The organism is Aeromonas sp. Prich7-2 (genome assembly GCF_017939255.1).
GTDB classification, from domain to species: Bacteria; Pseudomonadota; Gammaproteobacteria; order Enterobacterales; family Aeromonadaceae; genus Aeromonas; species Aeromonas caviae.
On record NZ_JAGKRI010000349.1, the window covers coordinates 1 to 306 of the forward strand.

Sequence of the window (306 nt, forward strand, 5' to 3'; positions counted from 1 at the left end):
CGCCCTGACCATCATCCCTACGAGCTGTTCCTGCAACTGGAGGGGATTGAGCACCGGACCACCAAGGTACGCAGGCCGCAGAGCAACGGCTTTATCGAGCGGCTACATCGCACCCTGCTGGATGAACACTTCCGTATCAAGGGGAGGACGACCTGGTATGAATCAGTGGAGCAGATGCAGACAGACCTGGACAGCTATCTGGATCACTACAACACCCAGCGGCCACATCAGGGCAGGATGATGGAGGGTCAAACCCCCTACAGCATGTTCAAAAAGGGTCTGAAATTGATACCGAAGGAAGTGCGC

At 55.9% G+C, this 306-nt stretch carries 1 protein-coding gene; it reads left to right on the forward strand.

The annotated features are described in order from the left end of the window. Positions 1-306 (forward strand): integrase core domain-containing protein (locus J9892_RS22775; RefSeq protein WP_210539103.1); only part of this gene is annotated, 306 nt, incomplete at both ends.